The sequence below is a fragment of the Xanthomonas sp. WHRI 7064 genome, assembly GCF_040202355.2.
GTDB lineage: Bacteria > Pseudomonadota > Gammaproteobacteria > Xanthomonadales > Xanthomonadaceae > Xanthomonas > Xanthomonas arboricola.
Genome location: NZ_CP167821.1, coordinates 3,014,749 through 3,034,106, shown reverse-complemented (window position 1 = coordinate 3,034,106; position 19,358 = coordinate 3,014,749). Strand labels below are relative to the sequence as shown.

The following is a 19,358-nucleotide window of genomic DNA, read 5'->3' as shown; positions in this document are numbered from 1 at the left end:
CGGGCCGCTCGGCCTGCCGCCTTCCGTCTTCAAGGAACACCGTATGAGCATCAAGAGCGACCGCTGGATCAAGCGCATGGCCGAACAGCACGCGATGATCGAGCCGTTCGAGCCCGGCCAGATCAAGCACGATGCCGCCGGCCAGCGCATCGTCAGCTTCGGCACTTCCAGCTACGGGTACGACGTGCGCTGCTCGCGCGAGTTCAAGATCTTCACCAACATCAACTCGACCATTGTCGACCCGAAGCACTTCGATCCGGGCAGCTTTGTCGATATCGAATCGGATGTGTGCATCATCCCGCCGAACAGCTTCGCGCTGGCACGCACGGTGGAATACTTCCGCATCCCGCGCGACACCCTGGTGGTGTGCCTGGGCAAGAGCACCTATGCGCGCTGTGGCATCATCGTCAACGTGACCCCGCTGGAGCCGGAATGGGAAGGCCACGTCACGCTGGAATTCAGCAACACTACGCCGCTGCCGGCGCGCATCTACGCCAACGAAGGCGTGGCGCAGATGCTGTTCTTCCAGTCCGACGAAGTCTGCGAGACCTCGTACAAGGACCGCGGCGGCAAGTACCAGGGCCAGACCGGCGTGACCCTGCCGCGCACCTGATGCAGTGGAGCGGCCGCGGCCTTCAGCAGGGCGCGGTGGCTCGCTCGCGGTAGCGCAGCAGTTGGCGCATGCCAGCGGCGATCAGCAACGCCGGCCACCAGGTCGACACCAGGTTGCCCAGGTCGATACGGGCCAGCCCGAGGTTGTCCAGCAGAAACAGCGTGCCCAGCGTGATCAGGAACAGGGCGGGAATCAGGCGATAGTGCATGGCGATGTCCTCGGTAGGTGTGCGCCCATGCTGCGCGCAATACACCCACCGATCAGGTGCCGGAAGTCAACACTTGCAGATGACAAACGTCATGTCAGCAAGGCCGCAAGGTCATGGCTGCATTGGTGGCCGTGTCGTGTTCGCTGGCAGTCTCAGGGATACAGGAGCCCTGGCTCTCTACGGATGCAGTCGGCTAGCGGATGAGGCTCCACGCGTACGCTCATCCGCCCCTTCGGGGCACCCTCTCCCGATGGGAGAAGGGATGTCGGCGCTCTGACCAGGCGCTGGGGCTGATCGACTGCTGGAATCGCTCCCATTCCATATCTATGGGCGCTAACGCCCATCACCCGCACGGGCGAGAGCCGCGCCTCAAGGCGCATTGCCGCATTCAATCAGTGACAGATCAGCAGCCACGGCCGGGTAGTTCGGGAATCAACAGCGCCAGAAGCGCGCTCTTACGATTCCCCAATCCCGATTCCCGATTCCCGGCTATTTGCCGCGCCCAAACAACATCCCCACACCGCAGGCGACCAACGCCGCCGGCCACCATGTGGCGATCAGCCGGCCAAGACTGACATTGGTCCAGCCCAGGTTGTTGGCCAGAAACAGCAGGCCGACGAGGATCAGGATCAGCGCGGCGACGACATTGGATTTCATGCGGAAAGGTGGTTGTGAGACGGGCGCCTATCGTAGCCGCTGCGCCCACGCAGCGACATGCTGGTGCAGCGCGTCGGCCTCGAAGCGCTGCGCGCTGCCGCTGCCCCAGACCGGGCCAGGCCAGGCCGCATCGCCCGGCTGCCGGCCGACCAGATGCACGTGCAGTTGCCGCACGATGTTGCCCAGCGCGCCGATATTGAGCTTGGCGACCCCGGGCTCGACCCGCAGCAACTGCGAGAGCTGATTGATCTCGGCCAGCAACAGACGCTGCTGGCCGCCATCCAGATCGATCCACTCGCTGACATCGGCCACGCGCGGCACCAGCACCAGCCACGGGAAGCGGCTGTCGTCCATCAGCCGCACCTGCGACAGCGGTCCGTCGGCGACGAACACGCTGTCTGCGGCCAGCCGCGCATCGAGCTGGAAGCCGCTCGCCTCGGACATGCCGGCTGCAGTCCCGCTCATCCCAGATGCGCTTCGAAAAAGCCCAGGGTGCGCTGCAGCGCGCGCTCGGCGCTGTCGGCGTCGTAGTGGGTGGGGTCGATGCTGCGGTTGAAAGCGTGGCCGGTCGGATACACGAAGGTTTCCATCTGCGGCAGCTTCTCGCGGTGGGCCTGGATCGCCTCGGGCGGAATGCTGGTGTCCTGCTCGCCGAAGTGGAACATCACCGGCGCCTTCGGGGTTTCGTCCAGCAGTTGGGTGTTGCGGCCGCCGTAGTAGCTCACCGAGGGCAGGCCCAGGCGGATCGCCGACAGCAGCGCCACCGAGCCGCCCCAGCAATAGCCCACGGTGCCGACCTTGCCGGCGCGGCCGAGCAGGGTGGCGGCGGATTTGACCACCTCCACCGCGCGCTCCAGGCCGACCGCATTGGCCAGTGCCAGGCCGCGCTGCAGGCTTTCCTGGTCGTAGGGCAGCTGCACGTCCTTCTCTTCCAGGTCGAAGAAGGCCGGCGCCAGCACTTCGTAGCCGCGTGCGGCGTAATCGTCGGCCACCGCGCGGATATGTTCGTTGACGCCGAAGATCTCCTGGATCACCACCAGGCCGCCGCGCGGGCTGGAGGTCGGGGTGGCGTGCCAGGCGGCGACCTGGCCGTCGGGGGTGTCGAGCGTGGTCCAGTGACCCATGGGAACTCCTGCTGCGGTAGGGGGAAGGCGCGCATTATCGACCGGATCGGCGGCGCTGCAGGTGAGGGTCTCGCTAAGATGACCTTGCCTGCCCGCAGCGCGGTTCAGAGCGCTGCCCGCGCGCCGCTATAATTACTCCACTCAGGCCCCAGGCCGCTCCGTTCCCAGGCTCCTGCTTCCATGTCCCAGCTGAACCCCAAAGTCGGCTTCGTCAGCCTTGGCTGCCCGAAGGCGCTCGTCGACTCCGAACGCATCCTCACCCAGTTGCGCGTGGAGGGCTACGACATCGTGCCCAGTTACGACGCTGCCGACGTGGTGGTGGTCAACACCTGCGGCTTCATCGACTCGGCGGTGACCGAGTCGCTGGACGCGATCGGCGAGGCGATGAACGCCAACGGCAAGGTGATCGTCACCGGCTGCCTGGGCAAGCGCCCGGAACAGATCCGCGAGGCCTACCCGCAGGTGCTGGCGGTGTCCGGCCCGCAGGACTACCAGAGCGTGATGGAGGCGGTGCACGCCGCATTGCCACCGCGCCACGACCCGTTCGTGGATCTGGTGCCCGACTACGGCATCAAGCTGACCCCGCGCCATTACGCGTACCTGAAGATCTCCGAAGGCTGCAACCACCGTTGCAGCTTCTGCATCATTCCCTCGATGCGCGGCGATCTGGCCTCGCGTCCGGTCGATGAGGTGCTGCGCGAAGCCGAGCGGCTGGTCCGCGGCGGGGTCAAGGAATTGCTGGTGGTCTCGCAGGACACCTCGGCCTACGGCGTGGACCTGAAATATGCCGAGCGCCCGTGGCGCGATCGCATGTACCAGACCCGCATGAAGGCGCTATGCGAAGGCCTGTCGGAGCTGGGCGTGTGGACACGGCTGCACTACGTGTATCCGTACCCGCACGTGGACGATGTGATTCCGCTGATGGCCGAAGGCAAGCTGCTGCCGTACCTGGACATCCCGTTCCAGCACGCCAGCCCGCGCATCCTCAAGCTGATGAAGCGGCCCGGTGCGGTGGAAAAAACCCTCGAGCGCGTGCAGCGCTGGAAGGCGATGTGCCCGGAGATCACGGTGCGCTCCACCTTCATCGTCGGCTTCCCCGGCGAGACCGATGCCGAATTCGAATCCATGCTCGACTTCCTGGATCAGGCCCAGCTCGATCGCGTCGGCGCGTTTGCGTATTCGCCGGTGGAAGGTGCCAGCGCCAACGCGTTGCCGGACCCGGTGCCGGAAGAGCTCAAGCAGGAGCGTCTGGCGCGCTTCATGGCCAGGCAGGCGGAGATTTCCGCCGCGCGGCTGGAGGCCAAGATCGGCAGCGTGCAGCAATGCCTGGTCGACCTGATCGAAGACGATATCGCGGTGGCGCGCTCACGCGCGGACGCCCCGGAAATCGACGGCCTGGTGCATATCCAGAACGGCGGCGAGCGCGGCTTGAAGGTCGGCGACCTGGTCGATGTGGAAATCACCGACAGTGACGAGCACGATCTGTTCGGCGATGCATTGCCGGCCAATGTCGCAATCCAGCAAGGACGCGCGTTGAATCTGCAGATGGTGTAACTGGACGCTGGTCCTTGCACATCTGTCCGTAGGAGCGCGCTTGCGCGCGATGGGGCCTTATCGATAACGCCCCATCGCGCACAAGTGCGCTCCTACATGCAGGTCAGCAGAGTGCGATCACTCGCCTACTGAGTGGCGTAATCCACCGACACCACCACGAAGGTGTGCTTGCCCGACGGCAACTGCGCTTCGAACTCGTCGTCCACGCTTTTTTTCAGCAGGGCGCGCGCCAAGGGCGAGTCGATGCTGATCCAGCCGCGTCCGGCGTCGGTTTCGTCCGGGCCGACGATGCGGTAGTGCAGCAGCTCGCCGCTGTCGGCGTCCTCCAGTTCGACCTGTGCGCCGAAGAACACCGCGCGCGGATCGGTCGGTGCGGTATCCACCACGCGCAACGCTTCCAGCCGTTTGCTCAGATAACGCACGCGGCGGTCGATCTCGCCCAGCTGCTTCTTGCGATAGGTGTACTCGGCGTTCTCCGAGCGGTCGCCTTCTGCCGCGGCGGCGGCCAGTGCACGCACCACCTCCGGCCGACGCACGCGCCACAGCTCTTCCAGCTCGGCCTTGAGCCGGGCGTGGCCGTCGGGCGTGATCAGTGCGGTGCTTTTTTCGGCGGGCGGGCGCCAGCGGCTCATGGGCGGTGTATCGGACAGCGGGGCCGCGATGCTAGCGCGCATGGCCGGCTTGCGCATCTGCCGTCGCACAGCGAAGCTTTGCGCTTTCTGGGACACGGACGTTGTCATGTTGCTGATGCCGCTGCACAAACCCTGGTCGCGCCAGAACATTCCCTGGGTGACCCTGCTGCTGGTGTTGGTCAATGTGGTGGTCTACCTGGGCTATCAGCGCAAGGACGACGCGCTGGTCGAAAACGCGGTGCGCTACTACGTCGAGTCGGGCCTCGGTGCAGTGGAGGCGCAAGCCCACGAGCGCTATCTGCAGCAGACCGACGACACCAAGTTGCGCGCTGCGCGCCAGGGCAAGCTGGGCAGCGTGCCTGCGCGGCAACGCCTTGCCTATCTGGCGCAGCTGACGATGCACGACCTGGCCTTTACAGAGGCATTGCGCAGCGGCGCGTTGTTCAAGGACGAGCAGCGTCTGCGTGAATGGCGCGCATTGCGCGGGCCCTACGATGCGCGTCTGTCCAAGGTGTTCACGCTGCGGCATCTGCAGCGTAGCTCCGAGTGGTCACCTGCGAGGATGCTGACGGCCACCTTCCTGCATGGCAGCTTCGATCATTTGCTGGGCAACATGCTGTTTCTGCTGGCGCTGGGCACCTTGCTGGAAGGTGCGATCGGCAGCGGCTGGTTCCTGCTGCTGTATCTGCTCGGCGGGTTCGGTGCCAGCGCGGCCAGCCTGTGGTGGCGCTGGGGCGCACCGGGCGGCGGCCTGGGCGCCTCCGGTGCGATCGCTGCCTTGATGGGCGCGTTCTGCGTGGTCTGGGGCAGGCGCAAGGTGCGCTTCTTCTACTGGTTCTTTGTGGTATTCGATTACGTACGCGGGCCGGCGATCCTGCTGCTGCCGCTGTGGTTGGGCTGGGAGCTGTACAGCCTGCTATGGAGCGACAACGGCAGCGTCGCCTTCGAGGCACACGCCGGTGGGCTGGTCAGTGGCGCCCTGCTCGGTGTCGTACTGGTGCTGTTGCGGCGCACGCGCCCGTCCTTCATGCAGGAGAGCGAGGCAGTGCTGGTGGACGATCGCTGGGAGCGCGCGCAGCGGCATCTGGGACGCATGGAGAACGTGGAAGCCGAACGCCTGTTGGCAGAGCTGGCCAGCGAGCAGCCGCATAACCTGGACGTGGCGCTGGCGCGTTATCGCACCGCACGCAATGCCGGCCGCAACCAGGACAGCGTGCAGCATGCGCAGACGCTGTTGCAGCTGCACACGCACCACGCCGAACAGACGCGCATCCAGCTGATAGTCGCTACCGAACTGAGCAAGGCCGGGATCGGGTACGCGCCATCGGCGCGCACGGCACTGATCGGCGCATGCCTGCGCACGGGATTGTTGGCCGATGCCGAACGTCTGTTGAAGGAAGGCGAGTCGGGGATGCCGCGCGCCGAGCTGGCGCACCACTGGTTCGTGCTGGCCCTGCGACACGGCGAGCTGCACGACGGCGCGCAGCGTGCGCGCTTGCTGCGCCAGTTGCTGGAGCAGTTTCCCGAGCAGGCACAGGCCAGCAAGGCGCGCTTTTTGCTCGAGAACGGGTGAGTGGTTTCTGCTTGATCCGTGTTGCCAAAGCGAGCGGTGAGGGCGCCGCGCGCTCGACTCATCGAGCTTTTGACCTGGCATTTGACTGCACTTGAAAGGCGCTGCTACGCGAGGTCCGGGTTGCTGTTGTGTCTTCTGCCTCGAGCAGAATTATCTAGCGCGGATGGATCAGTTGCAGAGCGGTGGATCTGCAGCCTGGCTGCAGGGTCCTTACCCGCCCACCATCGCAGGACACGCCGCGAGTACGTCCTTGTAGGCTCTTACGCGGCATCCATGCCGCGTAAGGTCCCGCGACGGTGGGCGGGCAAGGACCCGTCGAGATGGTCGGTGTGCAGGGCTGCGAGCAGTGCATGTCGCAAGATGCGCCAATTTTGGGGATTTACCTGTCGCCTTTAAAATTTTGTTGGCTGTTCAAGCTGGTTGAATCGCCACCGCTTTCAGCGCGGCTTCCAGCTTCGCGCGTAGTGCATCGTCGTCGCATTGAGTCAGTGCGTTTTGCAGCACTTCGCGCGCCTGCTCATCGCGGCCGAACCGCTCGCCCAACAGCAGGCCGGCATCCAGCGACCATGCCGGCATCATCCGATCGCGCGGCCATGCGGCGATTGCTGCAAGCAGGCCGTCGGTCGCCAGCTGGAATTGCCCGGCCATCTTGGCGCGCTCGGCCAGCAAGGTGGCTTGCTCAGGCGTCAGCGGGGTAAACGTGGAGTCGCCGTCCAGCGCTTCGCGCTGCAGTGCGAGCGCGCGACGCTCCTGTTTTTCCTGCAGCAGGCGGTTGATGTACTGGCGGGTGTGCTCGCGCAGTTCATCGTTGCGATGGTGTTGACGCAGCAGGCGTTGATACAGCTCGTGCACCGCCAGGCTCACCGCACGCGAACGCACCGCCCCGCGCAGGGCCTGGAATGCCTCGTCGGAATGTCCGTCGCGCAGGTATTGTTCGGCTTCGTCGAGCAGGCGTTGATCCGGGTCTTCGCGCTCGAACGCCGCATCGCTGCTGGGCACGTAGCCGAGTTCTTCGTGGTACTGGTAGACCAGATACCCCATCAGGTGGAAGCTGGCGAACAGGCTCCAGATCGAGGCGATCACCATCGTCGCCTCGCGCACGATCGGCGGCAGATACTTCACCGCAATGAAGATCGCCGCAGTGGCGCTGCCCTGGATCACGTACAGCAGACCGTATGCGGCCAGATACGGCCAACCGATGCGCACTGCCATGTCGATCGACAAGGCCGGATTGAGGGCGCGGCGCAGGCTGCCGTCGATGGCCAGCGCAATCATCATGCCCGGCAGCAGCAACTGGGCTGCAAGATAGGCGATGGTCAGGCCAGGCTTGCCCGCCAGTACGCCCGCCGCACCAATGACGATGCCCAGCGCAAGCGCCAGCAGGACCAGCCGCAGCACCGCGCTGTCGAAGCTGTTGTACCCCAGCCGGGGAGCGTCGGCTTGCCCGTCGGCGGTATGGCGCAGGATGTCGAAGGCATAGGTGTAGGTCGCCATGCCCAGCACGCCGGCGACCACCAGTTTCAGGATGCCGGGCAGCACCAGCAGCGCGCTACACAGCGTCAGCGCAATCAATGCGTACAGCGCCGAGCCGCGCAGCGGATAGGTGGCAATGGCGGGAATGCGGGTCCAGAACGGTGCCGGCGCGGCCTGCGCGGCAACCGTGCGTGCGCGAAAACGGTCTTCCATGACGCTCCCCAGGCGTGTGATGTGACCGGATTGTGCGGTGGTGCGTGCCGTCACGCAATTGGGGGAGGGCGAGTCAATTAAACCTGGAATGGGCACAGGCCGGCGACATGTCGCCGGCACGGTCCGGATATTGCTGGCCAGGCCAGGCGTCAGTGCCGGCATTGCATTGAAGCTCGCTGTGTCCGATAGCATCGGACGAGCATCGACAGACCATCGATGCGTTGCGTGCATGGTCTGTCCGACGCACTGGGGGGCAATAGGTAAAATAGCGGCCCGCCGCAATCTCGCGGCCAGTACGAGCGACCGGGCGCGCCGCGCCCCTGGCATTGCCGTCGCTCGCATCACAAGGAGTGTCGCTTGAATCCTTCTGCCACCGGCAACCCGCAGGTCCGCATTCGCAGCATCGATGTGCTCTCTGACAATTGGTATGTGCTGCGCAAGGTCACGTTCGATTTTCAGCGCAAGGACGGCCGCTGGCAGACCCTGTCACGTGAAGCCTACGATCGTGGCAATGGCGCCACCATCCTGCTGTATAGCCGCGCCAAGCAGACGGTGATGCTCACCCGCCAGTTCCGCCTGCCCACGCTGCTCAACGGCAATCCCGACGGCATGCTGATCGAAGCCTGCGCCGGCCTGCTCGACCAGGACGATGCGCTGACCTGCATCCGCAAGGAAACCGAAGAAGAAACCGGCTACCGCATCGACAACGTGCGCAAGGTGTTCGAGGCCTTCATGAGTCCGGGTTCGGTCACCGAACGCCTGTACTTCTTCGTCGGCGAATACTTCGACGGCGACAAGGTCAGCGAGGGCGGCGGACTCGAAGAAGACGGCGAAGAGATCGAGGTGCTCGAGCTGTCACTGGATGCAGCGCTGGCGATGATCGGCTCGGGCGAAATCGCCGATGCCAAGACCATCATGCTGTTGCAGTACGCCAAGTTGCATAGCGTGTTGGGGTAAGTTCACGCCAACACGCGGTAGCCCTTCAGGGCGAAGGTGTCATCGAGACATGTCGGCGGCGGTCATGCTGATCAACGCTTCCCACCAAAAATGCTGCCGAAGATGCCGCGCACGATCTGCTGGCCGATCTTGCTGCCGATGGTGCGCGAGGTCTGCTTTGCCATCGTTTCCAGCATGCCCTGACGGCGGCCGGTGCCGAACACGGCATCCTTGACGGCTTTTCCGAAACCGCTGTCTTGCGTTTCCTCGTCCTCGCGGGTGCGTGCCGGCGGTGCTGCGTTGTGTTCGGCGACCTGTTCGACCCGGCGCGCCAGCAGTTCGGCAGCTGATTCGCGGTTGATCGCGGTGTCGTAGCGAGTGCCGACCGGGCTGGCCGCGCGCACCTGTGCGCGTTCGGTCTCGCTGATGGCGCCCATGCGGCAGCGTGGCGGGGCGATGAGCGTTTGCTGCACCGGTGCCGGCACGCCCTTGCCTTGCAGTGGCGACACCAGCGCCTCGCCGGTGCCCAGGCTGGAGATCGCCGTGGCCACATCGAGTTTGGGATTGGCCACGAAGGTCTGCGCCGCGGTCTTGACCGCCTTCTGGTCGCGCGGGGTGAACGCGCGCAGGGCATGCTGCACGCGGTTGCCGAGCTGGCCGAGGATGTTGTCCGGAATGTCGTCGGGAAACTGCGAGCAGAAATACACGCCCACGCCCTTGGAGCGGATCAGCCGGACCACCTGCTCGATCCGCTGCACCAGCGCAGCCGGCGCATCGTCGAACAGCAGATGCGCTTCGTCGAATACGAACACCAGCTTGGGGTGTTCCAGGTCGCCCACCTCGGGCAGACGCTCGAACAGTTCCGACAGCAGCCACAGCAGGAAGGTGGAATACAGTTTCGGCTTGAGCACCAGTTGATTGGCCGCCAGGATGCCGATCACACCACGGCCGTCCGCAGACACGCGCATCAGGTCGGCCAGCTCCAGCGCCGGCTCGCCGAAGAAGTGCTCGCCACCGTCCTGCGCCAGCCGCAGCAGGGCGCGCTGGATCGCGGCCACCGACTGGCTGGAGACCAGTCCGTAACTGGTGGACAGTTCCTTGCGTTCTTCCACCACCAGTCCAAGCAGCGCGCGCAGGTCGTCCAGGTCCAGCAACAGCAGGCCGCGGTCGTCGGCCAGCTTGAACACGATGTCGAGCACACCGGACTGGGTGTCGTTGAGTTCCAGAATGCGCGCCAGCAGGGCAGGGCCCATCTCGCTGACGGTGGTGCGCACCGGGTGGCCGAGCTGGCCGTACAGATCCCAGAACACCACCGGGCTGGCGGCCGGCGCGTAGTCGGCGATGCCGATCTCCGTGGCGCGCTGCAGCACGCCGGCGGCGCCATCGCCTGCCACCGCCAGGCCAGCGACATCGCCTTTCACGTCGGCCAGGAACACCGGTACACCCATGCGCGAGAAGCCTTCGGCCAGGGTCATCAAGGTCACGGTCTTGCCGGTGCCGGTGGCGCCGGCCACCAGTCCGTGGCGATTGCCGAAGCGCCCTTCCAGCGCGACCGGGATGTCGTCGGTGACGCCTTTGCCGAGCAGGAACGAGGCCATAGCGTAGATCCGGTGGGAAACGCCGGATTCTAGCGGGCAATCCGGCCGGGCAGACCGGGCGGGGCTTGACCCCGGATTTCGACCGCGCTGTCCAGCCGCCAGCCGCCGACAGGCAGTGCAATGACGCAGTCTGTGTGCCAGCCGCTTGCCGCCCTTCCCCAAGGCATTCCAGTACCGCTGCGCAGCCGCAAAGCTAACGGCCCACTGACCCTGCCGGCCCCGCCGCCTTGCCCCGGTGTCGCCCAGGCGGCTACCCTGCCTGCCTTTCCGCTGTACTGCCTACGATGCCGCTCGCTCATTTTGGTTTGCGCCCATGGCCGGTTCTGGTCGTGGTGGCGCTGATGTCTGTCGTCCCCGCCGCCCACGCCATTTCCAAACGCGACACGGAGAAGGCCGCCATGCTCGATGCCCGCATGGCCGCCGCCGAAAAGCGTTACCGCGATGCGCTGGTGCTGGTGAACAACTCCGACCCCAAGGGCACCGCCGAAGGCGATGCCGCGTTGGAGGACATGGAAGACGTCATCGACGCCTGCATCAAGCAGCGCGGCTGCCTGGTCGCCAATCAGCTGGCCACCTACAAACGCCTGTTGAAGGCGCGCGCCGATGCCGAAGCGCCGGCCGCCGAAGATCCGCAAGACGACGACACCTTGCTGCAGGCCGACCCGGACCACCTCGGCCCGGCGGCGAACGGCGTGCCCGAGGCGGCGCGTGCCGCCACGCTGCTCAACGACCAGCGCCACGATTTCGACAAGATGGTGCAGTACAACCCGGCGGTGCAGGCCGGCATCCGCCGCTGGCTGACCGACATGCGCCCGGCGCTGCTGACCAGCTACGAGAACTACAGCAACCTGCGCGGGGTGATGTGGCCGGAATGGCAGAAGCGCGGCCTGCCCGAGGCGCTGCTGTTCGGCATCATGGCCAAGGAATCCAACGGCAAGGTGCACGCCAGCTCGCGTGCCGGCGCGGCCGGGTTGATGCAATTCATGCCGGCCACCGGGCGTCGCTTCGGGCTGGGTCCGGACGGCACCGGCTTCGACACGCGTTTCGATGCACGCAGCGCCGCCGAAGCCAGCGCTGCCTACCTCAACGAGCGCATGGCCGGGCTCAACCGCAACATCGAGCTGGCGCTGGCCGCCTACAACGGCGGCGAAGGCCGTGCCGCGCGCGTGTTCTCGCAGAGCGGCGGGCGCGGGTTCTGGGAACAAGATGTCTACAACCAGTTCCCGGCCGAAACCAAGGACTACGTGCCGATGGTGATCGCCGCGGCATGGATCTTCCTGCACCCGCGCCAGTACGGTGTGGACTTCGCCAAGCTCGACGCGCAGCCGGCCACGCTGAAGCTGGCCAAGTCGACCACCATCTACGAACTCACCATCTGCCTGGGCAGCATGGGCACGCGCGACGGTTACATGCGTGCGTTGCGCAATCTCAACCCGCGTTATGAATCCGATGGCTGGATCCCGGCCGGCACCGTCATCAACGCCACCAACCGCATCGTCAGCCTGTACACGCGCTACTGCGTCAACGGCCCGCGCGCGGACCTGGCGCGCACGCTGATCACCGCCGATCTCAACAGCGCGATCGTGCGCAGCAGCAGCGCCCCCGAGTACGTGCCCAGCGTGGCGGTGGGCGATGTCAGCCCGATGGCCGGCGTGCCGACCACCGTGGCCACCGGCCAGCCGGCGATCGCCAAGCCCAAGGCCAGGCAGGCGCGCAGCTACACCATCGCCAGGGGCGACACGCTCGGCCGCGTCGCGCAGAAGTACCAGTGCGAGATCAAGGAGCTGGCCAAGGCCAATGGCCTGAAGGCGCCGTCGTATGCGCTCAAGCCAGGGCAAAGCATCAAGCTGGCCGGTTGCGATCGCTGAGCAGCGCTTGCAGTACCACGTCGGTTAGAACGTCGGCCAGTTGCTTCGGCAAGCTGCGCCGAGCCGCGCTCCGTTAGAAGCGGTCGGGCGCCCCGGTAGGAGCGGACCTGGCCGCGACGAAGCAGTCCCGGTAGCTCCAGCACAGGCAAGGCAGTTCTGAATCGGAGGCTGGAGTCAGAAAGGTGCAAGCCCCCAGCCTCACTGCGAATGCCACGTCGCGGTCGAGCCCGCTCCTACACCCGCATCGTTCTTGTGGGAGCCTGGCTGGGCATCGGTCTTGTAGCGAGCGAGCCTGAGTGCGATGCCGCTGTCATGGTGGCGTTTCGCCGCGGACAAGTGTTCTTGCTCGGAACAGGCCGTCGAGCTGGTCAGAGGGATCATTGACCAGTGCGGGCGTACCGCATCTGGCCAACGCGCCGGGCTGCGCCGTTGTAGGAGCGGACCTGGCCGCGACGAAGTAGTCCGGGTAGTTCCAACGTAGACGAGGACGCTCTACATCGAAAGCTGGGAGGGCGACATGCGCCTGCGCAGTGAACGTCGTCGAGAAGGCCCGGTCGCGGTCAGGCCCGCTCCTACGAGGGCGTCGCTGCGTTGCATCACTTGCAACCCAAGCAGGCATTCGCAGGCGCGCGGCGGTGATCAGCCCACCTGGCGACGGGCGAGCGCCTGCCCCAGGCGCACCGATGTCTCCGCGGCAAGTCCGCCATCGAGCTTCGCGACACCGGGCGGCAGCAGCACGATCACGGTCGAGCCGTAATTGAAGCGCGCCATCTCCGCAAACTTCTCCAGCACGATGCCCTTGCCGCGATAGTCCTTGCGCGTGATGCGGTCGCCGTAGCGCGGGATCTCCACGCCGCTCCATACCGTTTCCACGCCCGACACCAGCAGCGCGCCCACCATCACCGAGACCATCGGGCCGAAGTCGGTGTCGAAGTGGCAGACCAGGCGCTCGTTGCGCGCGAACAGCCGCGGCACATTGCGCACCGCATCCGGGCCGACGCTGAACAGGCGGCCGGGTACGTGCACGGTCTCGCGCAAGGTACCGGTCCACGGCATATGCACGCGGTGGTAGTCCTTGGGCGAGAGGTAGACGGTGGCGAACAGGCCGTCGTTGAACGGCTGCGCCGCTTCGGCGTCGCCGAGCAACTCGGCGGCAGTGAACGACTGCCCCTTGGCCTGGAAAATGCGGCCGTTCTCGATCGGGCCGAGCTGGCTGATGCGGCCGTCGGCGGGCATCAGCAGCGCCGCAGGATCGGCGTCGGGCACGCGTGCGCCCGGCTTCAAGGCGCGGGTGAAGAATGCATTGAAGGTGGGATAGGCGCGCGGGTCCGGTTCCAGTGCCTCGCCCAGGTCCACGCCGAACTTGCGCGTGACCGTGTCGATCAACCATTGCTTGGTGGACGGCGTATCGGAATAGGCCAGTGCGCGCGCCAGCGAGGACAGCAACCGGTGCGGCAGCACGTAGGTCAGGGAAGTGACGAGACTCACGGAGCGGTTACCTTGGTCAGTTGCTGGAGGTCGGCGGCGATCGCCTTGGGGTCGAGCGGGGGACGGATCAGCCCGGCCAGGCGGCCCTGCGGGTCGAGCACGGCGATGCCGGCCGAGTGATCCATGCTGTAGTCGTTGGGATTGTCCGCAAAGCCCTTGCCCGGCACTTTCTGGAACACGAAGCCCAGCGCGGTGGCGAAGCGCTGCAGTGCCGGCACCTCGGCGGTGGCGGCCAGGGTGTCCTTGTGGAAGGCATGCGCGTATTCGCCCAGGCGTGCCGGCGGGTCGCGCTGCGGGTCTACCGACACGAACAGCACGCGCGGGCGCAGGCCATCGGGGATGCTTTCCCACTGCTGCTGCGCCACCGCCAGATCGGTCAGCGTGGTCGGGCAGACGTCCGGGCAGAAGGTGAAGCCTAGGAACACCAGCGTCCAATGTCCCTTCAGCTCACCGGGTACCAGCTGGGTGCCGTCGGACTGGCGCAGGCTGAACTGCGGCAGCGTGCGTGGCTGCGGATAAAAGGTGATGGTGCGGGTGGGCGGCCAGGGCGAGCTGGGCGCGGCGCCGAGAAACTTCTGACCCAGCAACAGCCCCAGGCCGGCGGCCAGCGCCACCAGCAGCACGATGCCGGTATTGCGATTGAACATGGCGGTTTCCAGTGCAACGGACGCTCATGATACCGATCCGACCTCTATAATCGTGGGCCGATTCCTCTTTAGTTGTTGCCATGACTGCCGCCGCGGCCGACGAACTGCACACCATCATCGACCTGATCCGCTACGGCACCAGCCGTTTCAATGCAGCCGGTCTGACCTTCGGCCATAGCTACGACAATGCGCTGGACGAGGCCACCCAGCTGGTCCTGCATAGCCTGCATCTGCCGCACGATCTGGGCCCGGCCTATGGCCAGGCGCGCCTGCTGCGCTCGGAAAAGGAGCAGGTGCTGGGCCTGTTCGAGCGCCGCATCAACGAGCGCGTACCGGCGGCGTACCTGACCGGCGAGGCCTGGTTCGCCGGGCTGAGTTTCAAGAGCGATGCGCGCGCGCTGGTGCCGCGTTCACCGATCGCCGAGCTGATCGAGGCCGGCTTCGAACCCTGGCTGGGCGGCCGCGAAGTCACCCGCGCGCTGGACCTGTGCACCGGTTCGGGCTGCATCGCGATCGCCATGGGCCACTACAACCCGCAGTGGGACGTGGACGGCGTGGACATCAGCGACGACGCGCTGGCACTGGCCGCCGAAAACAAGGCGCGCCTGCATGCCGACAATGTCACCCTGCTCAAGTCGGACCTATTCGCCGGGCTGGGTGGCCGCCAGTACGACCTGATCGTCACCAATCCGCCGTATGTCACCAACGACGAAACCGACGCGCTGCCGCAGGAGTATTCCTACGAGCCGGAGCTGGGTCTGCGTGCGGGCGACGATGGCCTGGATCTGGTGCTGAAGATCCTGCGCGATGCGCCGCAGCACCTCAGCGAAGATGGCCTGCTGATCTGCGAAGTGGGCGAGTCCGAGCAGCACCTGATCAAGCTGCTGCCGGAAGTGGATCTGGCCTGGGTCGAGTTCAAGGTGGGGCAGATGGGCATCTTCGCGGTCGAATGCCGCGAGCTGATCGCGCACGGCGCGCGCATCGCCGAGCTGGCCAGTGCGCGCTGAGTCGTCCATCGCGCGTCCGCAGCTGAGCGATCTGCTGTTGCTGGTGCCGGTGTCCATCTTCGGCGTCGGCATTCCGCTCGGTTTGATCGACGTGGTGTACCGCCTGTTCGACCCGATGTACGGCGGTCCCTTGCCACAGCGCTTGTTGAGGGCGGGGGCGGAGATCGGCTTCGGCCTGATGGCGTTTTTCGGCCTGGTGTCGGCGTGGATCGTGGTGGTCAGTTCGGATGCGGCCTTGCGTGCGCATCGGCGCCGCACGCTCATTGTGGCAATCGGCCTGCTGGTCGGAACTGGCGTTGCGCTGCACCTGCTCGCCGATTGGCTGCTGAGTGGGCGCATTAAGCTGGATGTCTTTGTGCTGGTGTTCAGCGGCCTGTTGGCGGTGGCACCGATGCTGGTGGCGGCACGTCACCTGCCGCGCATCCTGCGCGCCACGCCACCTGCTGCAATGTTGAGAGGATGCCGTCATGGGCAGTAACAGTTTCGGCCGCCTGTTGACGGTCACCACCTTCGGCGAGTCGCACGGGCCGGCGATCGGCTGCGTGGTCGACGGTTGCCCGCCGGGCCTGGAGATCGCGCCGGAAGAATTCACCCACGATCTGCAGCGGCGTGCATCCGGCAAGAGCCGGCATACCTCGGCACGCCGCGAAGCCGACGAGATCGAGATCCTGTCCGGCGTCTACGAAGGCCGCACCACTGGCACGCCGATCGGCCTGCTGATCCGCAACACCGATCAGCGTAGCAAGGACTACAGCAACATCGCCCAGCAGTTCCGTCCCGGGCACGCCGACTACACCTATTGGCAGAAGTACGGCATCCGCGATCCGCGTGGCGGTGGGCGTTCGTCCGCGCGCGAGACCACCATGCGCGTGGCCGCCGGGGTGATCGCCAAGAAGTGGCTCAAGCAGCGCTACGGCGTGCTGGTGCGCGGATTTCTCTCGCAGCTGGGCGAGATCCGCCCGACCGGTTTCGACTGGAATGCGGTCGAGGACAATCCGTTTTTCTGGCCGCATGCCGAGCAGGTGCCGGAGCTGGAGACCTACATGGACGCGCTGCGCAAGTCCGGCGACTCGGTCGGCGCGCGCGTGGACGTGGTGGCCGGTGGCGTGCCGGCGGGCTGGGGCGAGCCGATCTACGGCAAGCTCGATGCCGAACTTGCCGCCGCCTTGATGAGCATCAATGCGGTCAAGGGCGTGGAGATCGGCGACGGCTTCGCCAGCGCCGCACAGAAGGGCACCGAACACCGCGACCTGATCACCCCGGAAGGCTTTCTCAGCAATCATGCCGGCGGCATCCTGGGCGGCATTTCCACCGGCCAGGCGATCACCGCCTCGATGGTGCTCAAGCCGACCTCCAGCCTGCGCCTGCCCGGCGCGACCGTGGACGCGGACGGCGCAGTGGTCGATGTGATCACCACCGGCCGCCACGACCCCTGCGTCGGCATCCGCGCCACCCCGATTGCCGAGGCAATGATGGCGCTGGTGCTGATGGACCAGGCCTTGCGTCATCGCGCCCAGTGCGGCGATGTCGGCGAGGTGGCGCCACGCATTCCCGGTCAGGCCGATGTCTGAGTCGCCCCGCGCCAAGGTGTGGGTCAGCCAGCCGCTGTTCGACGATGTCGTCGCGCAGCTGGGCGAGCATTTCGAGCTCACCACCACTGCGCGCGTCACCGCGTACTCGCCGGCCGAGCTGGCTGCGCGGCTGGCATCGCTGGACGGTGCGCTGATCACCCTCAACGAGCGTATCGGCGCGGCGGAAATTGCCTCTGCGCCGCAGCTGCGCGCGATCGCCAACGTCGGCGTGGGCTACAACAACCTGGATCTGGATGCGCTCAGCGCAGCCGGCATCCTGGCCAGCAACACCCCGGATGTACTGACCGAGACCACGGCCGATCTCGGCTTTGCCTTGCTGATGGCCACCGCGCGCCGCATCACCGAAGCCGAGCGCTGGCTGCGCGACGGGCAGTGGGGGCAGTGGTCGTTCAAGACCATGCTCGGCGCCGATATTCACGGCAGCACGCTGGGCATCCTGGGCATGGGCCGGATCGGGCAGGGCATCGCCCGCCGTGGCGCGCATGGCTTCGGCATGCGCGTGCTGTACCACAACCGCAGCCAGCTGCCGGCCACCACCGAACAGGCGCTTGGCGCGCAGTACGTGGACCTCGATACGTTGCTGGCGCAGTCCGATCACCTGGTGCTGGTGCTGCCGTACACCAAGGACTCGCACCACATCATCGATGCCGCGGCGCTGGGCAAGATGCGCCCCACCGCCACGCTGGTGAATATCGCGCGCGGCGGCCTGGTCGATGAAATCGCGCTGGCCGATGCGCTTGCCAACGGGCGCCTGGCCGGTGCCGGCCTGGATGTCTACGAAGGCGAGCCGTCCGTCCGTCCCGAGCTGCTGGCCCTGCGCAACGTCGTGCTCACCCCGCATATCGGCAGCGCCAGCCTGGCCACGCGCCGCGCGATGGTGCAGCTGGCGGTGGACAACCTGATTGCCGCGCTGGGCAAAGGCGCCAATGCCGGTCATCCGCCGAGCGCGCTGAATGCCGATGCGGTGGCTGCTGCCAAACAGGGCGGCGCGCGCGCTGGCGAAGCGACCAGCACCGGCACCGGCAAAACCATCACGACCAAACGATAGGGAACCTCCGCGGCCAGCTTTGGAGGTTCCCCGAACCCACTGCGCAAGCGTATTCCCCACTTTCCTTATTCGATAAAGACAATCTCATGAGCAACGAAAACCGTCGTTTCAACGTCGCGGTCGTGGGCGCCACCGGCGCTGTCGGCGAGACCATGCTGAGCATCCTGGCCGAGCGCAACTTCCCGGTCGCCACCCTGTACGCGCTGGCCTCGGCGCGCTCGGCCGGCGGGCAGGTGGAGTTCAATGGCGGCAAGGTCGATGTGCTGGACCTGGCGAACTTCGATCCCACCGGCGTGGACATTGCGCTGTTCTCCGCAGGCGGCAGCGTGTCCAAGGAGTACGGCCCCAAGTTCGCCGCCGCCGGCGCGGTGGTGATCGATAATTCCTCCGCGTTCCGCTACGACGACGACGTGCCGCTGGTGGTGTCGGAGGTCAATCCCGAAGCGCTGAAGCAGCGCCCGCGCGGCATCGTCGCCAACCCCAATTGCTCGACCATGCAGATGCTGGTCGCGCTCGGCCCGATCCACCGCAAGTACGGCATCGAGCGCATCAATGTGGCGACCTACCAGTCGGTCTCCGGCGGCGGGCGTTCGGCGATGGAAGAGCTGGGCAAGCAGACCAGCGAGCTGCTGAGCTTCCAGCAGATCGACCCGCAGCGTTTCCCGGTGCAGATCGCCTTCAACCTGATTCCGCACATCGACGACTTCCAGGACAACGGCTACACCAAGGAAGAGATGAAGCTGGTCTGGGAGACGCGCAAGATCCTGGGCGACGACTCCATCCAGGTGAATCCCACCGCGGTGCGCGTGCCGGTGTTCTACGGTCACTCCGAAGCGGTGGCAATCGAAACCCGCGACAAGATCAGCGTCGAAGACGCGCGCGCGCTGCTGGCCGCATCGCCCGGCGTGGAAGTGGTGGACGAGCGCAAGCCTGGCGGCTACCCGACGCCGGTCACGCATGCCTCCGGCAAGGACGCGGTGTTCGTCGGCCGTATCCGTGAGGACCTGTCGCATCCGCGCGGCCTGAATCTGTGGATCGTCTCGGACAACATCCGCAAGGGCGCCGCGCTCAACGCCGTGCAGCTGGCCGAGCTGGTCGCACAGGAAGGCTGACGCGGTAGTTCCGTA

Annotated in this window: 19 protein-coding genes; 10 read left to right on the top strand and 9 right to left on the bottom strand. The window is 66.1% G+C overall.

The window, feature by feature from the left end; all coding sequences use genetic code 11:
- The first annotated feature begins 43 nt into the window (after positions 1-43).
- Positions 44-613 carry a dCTP deaminase gene (gene dcd, locus ABQY74_RS13060; RefSeq protein ID WP_010366727.1) on the top strand — a complete coding sequence of 190 codons (570 nt, stop codon included), beginning with the start codon at positions 44-46 and terminating at the stop codon, positions 611-613.
- A 22-nt stretch (positions 614-635) separates the two neighbouring features.
- Here the strand turns inward: dcd and ABQY74_RS13055 are convergent, their stop codons facing one another.
- The 4 genes from ABQY74_RS13055 to ABQY74_RS13040 form a co-directional block, all read right to left on the bottom strand.
- Positions 636-821, bottom strand: coding sequence for a LiaI-LiaF-like domain-containing protein (locus ABQY74_RS13055; protein WP_349791731.1), 186 nt, complete (start codon positions 819-821; stop codon positions 636-638).
- Positions 822-1,310: 489 nt separating this feature from the next.
- Positions 1,311-1,478 carry a LiaI-LiaF-like domain-containing protein gene (locus tag ABQY74_RS13050; protein ID WP_006452352.1) on the bottom strand — a complete coding sequence of 56 codons (168 nt, stop codon included), beginning with the start codon at positions 1,476-1,478 and terminating at the stop codon, positions 1,311-1,313.
- Positions 1,479-1,505: 27 nt separating this feature from the next.
- The gene (locus tag ABQY74_RS13045; protein WP_349791729.1) at positions 1,506-1,943 is read right to left on the bottom strand and encodes an HIT family protein; all 438 of its coding nucleotides are present in this window, start codon (positions 1,941-1,943) and stop codon (positions 1,506-1,508) included.
- On the bottom strand, positions 1,940-2,602 hold the full coding sequence (locus ABQY74_RS13040) for a dienelactone hydrolase family protein (protein ID WP_047128956.1): 663 nt from the start codon (positions 2,600-2,602) through the stop codon (positions 1,940-1,942). Before ABQY74_RS13040 ends, ABQY74_RS13045 begins: the two co-directional genes overlap by 4 nt.
- A gap of 180 nt (positions 2,603-2,782) precedes the next feature.
- Here ABQY74_RS13040 and rimO point away from each other — a divergent pair, with 180 nt between their 5' ends.
- Positions 2,783-4,156 carry a 30S ribosomal protein S12 methylthiotransferase RimO gene (rimO, locus tag ABQY74_RS13035; RefSeq protein ID WP_065049719.1) on the top strand — a complete coding sequence of 458 codons (1,374 nt, stop codon included), beginning with the start codon at positions 2,783-2,785 and terminating at the stop codon, positions 4,154-4,156.
- Between the two features lie 125 nt (positions 4,157-4,281).
- Here the strand turns inward: rimO and greB are convergent, their stop codons facing one another.
- Positions 4,282-4,788, bottom strand: coding sequence for a transcription elongation factor GreB (gene greB / locus ABQY74_RS13030; RefSeq protein ID WP_184229539.1), 507 nt, complete (start codon positions 4,786-4,788; stop codon positions 4,282-4,284).
- A 106-nt stretch (positions 4,789-4,894) separates the two neighbouring features.
- Here greB and ABQY74_RS13025 point away from each other — a divergent pair, with 106 nt between their 5' ends.
- Entirely contained in the window at positions 4,895-6,361 is a 1,467-nt protein-coding gene (locus ABQY74_RS13025) for a rhomboid family intramembrane serine protease (RefSeq protein WP_349791725.1), read from the top strand.
- A gap of 411 nt (positions 6,362-6,772) precedes the next feature.
- Here ABQY74_RS13025 and ABQY74_RS13020 read toward each other — a convergent pair whose 3' ends face one another.
- The gene (locus ABQY74_RS13020; RefSeq protein ID WP_349791723.1) at positions 6,773-8,047 is read right to left on the bottom strand and encodes a hypothetical protein; all 1,275 of its coding nucleotides are present in this window, start codon (positions 8,045-8,047) and stop codon (positions 6,773-6,775) included.
- Between the two features lie 357 nt (positions 8,048-8,404).
- Between ABQY74_RS13020 and nudK the strand changes: the two genes are divergently transcribed.
- Complete coding sequence (nudK, locus tag ABQY74_RS13015; protein ID WP_039522220.1) at positions 8,405-9,004, top strand: GDP-mannose pyrophosphatase NudK; 600 nt, start codon at positions 8,405-8,407, stop codon at positions 9,002-9,004.
- Positions 9,005-9,075: 71 nt separating this feature from the next.
- Here the strand turns inward: nudK and ABQY74_RS13010 are convergent, their stop codons facing one another.
- Positions 9,076-10,581: a helicase HerA-like domain-containing protein gene (locus ABQY74_RS13010; RefSeq protein WP_102253847.1), complete on the bottom strand. Its 1,506-nt coding sequence runs from the start codon at positions 10,579-10,581 to the stop codon at positions 9,076-9,078.
- 284 nt (positions 10,582-10,865) lie between these two features.
- On the opposite strand from ABQY74_RS13010, the gene ABQY74_RS13005 reads away from it, so the two are divergent.
- A complete protein-coding gene (locus ABQY74_RS13005) occupies positions 10,866-12,449 on the top strand; it encodes a transglycosylase SLT domain-containing protein (protein ID WP_349791720.1) in 1,584 nt (527 codons plus the stop codon).
- Between the two features lie 639 nt (positions 12,450-13,088).
- On the opposite strand, the gene asd is transcribed toward ABQY74_RS13005, so the two are convergent.
- Entirely contained in the window at positions 13,089-13,937 is an 849-nt protein-coding gene (gene asd, locus ABQY74_RS13000) for an archaetidylserine decarboxylase (RefSeq protein WP_349791718.1), read from the bottom strand.
- Positions 13,934-14,584, bottom strand: coding sequence for an SCO family protein (locus tag ABQY74_RS12995; protein ID WP_024939548.1), 651 nt, complete (start codon positions 14,582-14,584; stop codon positions 13,934-13,936). The genes asd and ABQY74_RS12995 overlap by 4 nt, the downstream gene beginning before the upstream one ends.
- A gap of 80 nt (positions 14,585-14,664) precedes the next feature.
- Here ABQY74_RS12995 and prmB point away from each other — a divergent pair, with 80 nt between their 5' ends.
- The 5 genes from prmB (at position 14,665) to ABQY74_RS12970 (ending at position 19,343) form a co-directional block, all read left to right on the top strand.
- Complete coding sequence (prmB, locus tag ABQY74_RS12990; RefSeq protein WP_016903701.1) at positions 14,665-15,591, top strand: 50S ribosomal protein L3 N(5)-glutamine methyltransferase; 927 nt, start codon at positions 14,665-14,667, stop codon at positions 15,589-15,591.
- Positions 15,581-16,069 (top strand): hypothetical protein, encoded by a 489-nt coding sequence (locus tag ABQY74_RS12985; protein ID WP_349791716.1) that lies wholly within the window; start codon positions 15,581-15,583, stop codon positions 16,067-16,069. The genes prmB and ABQY74_RS12985 overlap by 11 nt, the downstream gene beginning before the upstream one ends.
- Positions 16,059-17,162, top strand: coding sequence for a chorismate synthase (gene aroC / locus ABQY74_RS12980; RefSeq protein WP_039522212.1), 1,104 nt, complete (start codon positions 16,059-16,061; stop codon positions 17,160-17,162). The genes ABQY74_RS12985 and aroC overlap by 11 nt, the downstream gene beginning before the upstream one ends.
- Positions 17,155-18,231 (top strand): D-glycerate dehydrogenase, encoded by a 1,077-nt coding sequence (locus tag ABQY74_RS12975; RefSeq protein WP_245102489.1) that lies wholly within the window; start codon positions 17,155-17,157, stop codon positions 18,229-18,231. Before aroC ends, ABQY74_RS12975 begins: the two co-directional genes overlap by 8 nt.
- 86 nt (positions 18,232-18,317) lie before the next feature.
- Positions 18,318-19,343 (top strand): aspartate-semialdehyde dehydrogenase, encoded by a 1,026-nt coding sequence (locus ABQY74_RS12970; RefSeq protein WP_039522208.1) that lies wholly within the window; start codon positions 18,318-18,320, stop codon positions 19,341-19,343.
- Positions 19,344-19,358: the final 15 nt, after the last annotated feature.

Excerpts from the sequence above, each read along its gene's own strand:
- greB (WP_184229539.1), bottom strand. The coding sequence starts at position 4,788 with ATGAGCCGCTGGCGCCCGCCCGCCGAAAAAAGCACCGCACTGATCACG.
- ABQY74_RS12995 (WP_024939548.1), bottom strand. The coding sequence starts at position 14,584 with ATGTTCAATCGCAATACCGGCATCGTGCTGCTGGTGGCGCTGGCCGCC.
- ABQY74_RS13025 (WP_349791725.1), top strand. The coding sequence starts at position 4,895 with ATGTTGCTGATGCCGCTGCACAAACCCTGGTCGCGCCAGAACATTCCC.
- ABQY74_RS12970 (WP_039522208.1), top strand. The coding sequence starts at position 18,318 with ATGAGCAACGAAAACCGTCGTTTCAACGTCGCGGTCGTGGGCGCCACC.
- ABQY74_RS13050 (WP_006452352.1), bottom strand. The coding sequence starts at position 1,478 with ATGAAATCCAATGTCGTCGCCGCGCTGATCCTGATCCTCGTCGGCCTG.
- dcd (WP_010366727.1), top strand. The coding sequence starts at position 44 with ATGAGCATCAAGAGCGACCGCTGGATCAAGCGCATGGCCGAACAGCAC.
- ABQY74_RS13010 (WP_102253847.1), bottom strand. The coding sequence starts at position 10,581 with ATGGCCTCGTTCCTGCTCGGCAAAGGCGTCACCGACGACATCCCGGTC.
- ABQY74_RS13005 (WP_349791720.1), top strand. The coding sequence starts at position 10,866 with ATGCCGCTCGCTCATTTTGGTTTGCGCCCATGGCCGGTTCTGGTCGTG.
- rimO (WP_065049719.1), top strand. The coding sequence starts at position 2,783 with ATGTCCCAGCTGAACCCCAAAGTCGGCTTCGTCAGCCTTGGCTGCCCG.
- ABQY74_RS13055 (WP_349791731.1), bottom strand. The coding sequence starts at position 821 with ATGCACTATCGCCTGATTCCCGCCCTGTTCCTGATCACGCTGGGCACG.
- ABQY74_RS12975 (WP_245102489.1), top strand. The coding sequence starts at position 17,155 with ATGTCTGAGTCGCCCCGCGCCAAGGTGTGGGTCAGCCAGCCGCTGTTC.
- ABQY74_RS13020 (WP_349791723.1), bottom strand. The coding sequence starts at position 8,047 with ATGGAAGACCGTTTTCGCGCACGCACGGTTGCCGCGCAGGCCGCGCCG.
- prmB (WP_016903701.1), top strand. The coding sequence starts at position 14,665 with ATGACTGCCGCCGCGGCCGACGAACTGCACACCATCATCGACCTGATC.
- ABQY74_RS13045 (WP_349791729.1), bottom strand. The coding sequence starts at position 1,943 with ATGAGCGGGACTGCAGCCGGCATGTCCGAGGCGAGCGGCTTCCAGCTC.
- aroC (WP_039522212.1), top strand. The coding sequence starts at position 16,059 with ATGGGCAGTAACAGTTTCGGCCGCCTGTTGACGGTCACCACCTTCGGC.
- ABQY74_RS13040 (WP_047128956.1), bottom strand. The coding sequence starts at position 2,602 with ATGGGTCACTGGACCACGCTCGACACCCCCGACGGCCAGGTCGCCGCC.